The sequence below is a fragment of the Streptomyces sp. NPDC020681 genome (genome assembly GCF_044334895.1).
Lineage (GTDB): Bacteria > Actinomycetota > Actinomycetes > Streptomycetales > Streptomycetaceae > Streptomyces.
In genome coordinates this window covers 1-1,670 of the sequence record NZ_JBIRTX010000073.1, presented here as the reverse complement: position 1 = coordinate 1,670, position 1,670 = coordinate 1, and the positions used below count along the sequence as shown (strand labels likewise).

2 protein-coding genes are annotated in these 1,670 nt (G+C 69.8%); one reads left to right on the top strand and one right to left on the bottom strand.

Annotation, left to right across the window (positions count from 1 at the left end; translation table 11 throughout):
- Positions 1-92: 92 nt before the first annotated feature.
- A complete protein-coding gene (locus ACH4YL_RS40730) occupies positions 93-554 on the bottom strand; it encodes a hypothetical protein (RefSeq protein ID WP_398512587.1) in 462 nt (153 codons plus the stop codon).
- 69 nt (positions 555-623) lie between these two features.
- Here ACH4YL_RS40730 and ACH4YL_RS40725 point away from each other — a divergent pair, with 69 nt between their 5' ends.
- Positions 624-1,580, top strand: coding sequence for a helix-turn-helix transcriptional regulator (locus tag ACH4YL_RS40725; protein WP_398512586.1), 957 nt, complete (start codon positions 624-626; stop codon positions 1,578-1,580).
- The last annotated feature ends 90 nt before the right edge of the window (positions 1,581-1,670 follow it).

Below are 1,670 nucleotides of genomic sequence, written 5' to 3'. Positions count from 1 at the left end.
TCGCCAATGCTCCGCAGTGGCTCCTTCCTCCGCCTTGCAGCTGCACGCGCCAGACCCCGCTCGCTGATCCGGCCTGATCCAAACGACAGGCCCTAACCGCGGCGGGTCGATTCCATCACCCAGTTCGTCAGCCAGGTCTTCTCGCCGTCGACCGAGAACGCCTGCTCCCACCTGGCTGTCGTCTCCGTGATGCCCGACCAGAGGAAGCGGACCCGCACGTCCTTGCCCTGGTACGTGTCGTCGCCGTGGAACACTCCGCGCCCGTCCGCCCCGAACCGGCCCACCACCGGCGGGTCCAGCACACCCCTGCGGTCGTTCGACCAGTACAGCGACCACTCCTCGCGCTCGGTGTCGTACAGCCGCAGCGTCAGGCCCCGGAAGCCCATCGTGGGGAACTCGATCTCGTCGAAGTTCGCCCCGCCGTCGAAGTGGCGCGACGCACGGCTCACCGCCGTGAACTCCTCCCACCCGCTCGACTCGTCCAGGAAGTCCTTGAGACGGCGGTTGGCCACGGCCCACTCGCCCACAAGGAAGTCGAAATCGGTCGTGCTCATCAGCGGTCTCCTGTTCTCGGCGAAGCTCATGGCAGGACGCTATGGCCGATTCACTGACATCCTGTGTCAGTGAAGTCCAGTCGACTCGTCTCGATCCTGCTGCTGCTCCAGACCCGGGGCCGGATGACCGCCGCCCAGCTCGCCGAGGAGCTGGAAGTGTCCGTACGGACCGTCTACCGCGATGTCGACGCGCTGCACGCCGCGGGAGTGCCGCTGTACGGGGACGCGGGCCATGCGGGCGGATACCAGCTGCTGGCCGGCTACCGGACCCGGCTGACCGGGCTGTCCGCCGGTGAGGCGGAGGCGCTGTTCCTCTCCGGCATTCCCGGACCGGCCGCCGAGCTCGGGCTGGGCTCCGCGCTCGCCGCCGCACAGCTCAAGCTGCGCGCGGCGCTCCCGGCGGAGCTGCGGGAGCAGGCCGACCGGATGCGCTCCCGCTTCCATCTCGACGCGCCCGGCTGGTACGCCTCCGACGACGATGTGCGGTATCTGACGGCCGTCGCGGACGCGGTGTGGCACAGCCGGGTGCTGGAGGTCCGCTACCGCCGCTGGAAGGAGCCGACCGATGTGGACCGTCGGCTCGAGCCGTACGGCCTGGTGCTCAAGGCGGGACGCTGGTACGTCGTCGCCGGGCCCGGGCCGCGTACGTACCGGGTCGACCAGATTCTTGAAGTGGCGGTGGGAGAGGGGCAGTTCGAGCCGCCCGAGGACTTCGACCTGGCCGCGTACTGGCAGCGGTACCAGGCGGACTTCCTCGCCGGGCTGCACCGCGGAGAGGCGCTCGTCCGCCTCTCGCCGCACGCCGCGGCCCGGCTGACAGGGCCTGCCGCGCACGCCCTGGCCGAGACGGGCACGGCGGAGCCGGACGGCTGGACGCGAGCGCTGCTGCCGATCGAGTCCGTGGACCACGCGCACCGGGAGTTCCTGGCGATGGGCGCGGAGGTGGAGATCGTGGCACCTCCGGAACTCCGCGCCCGTATCGCGTCCACGGTCCGGGACCTGGCGGCCCGCTACGCGGGCGCCTAGGTGTATTGATCACGAGCGTTGTTGACAGTTGTGGGTCTTGAACATGGCGAAGACCTCCGATGTGGTGGAGCTGTCTAGGAACACACCGCA

Coding starts and splice junctions, on each gene's coding strand:
- ACH4YL_RS40730 (WP_398512587.1), bottom strand. CDS start 554: ATGAGCACGACCGATTTCGACTTCCTTGTGGGCGAGTGGGCCGTGGCC.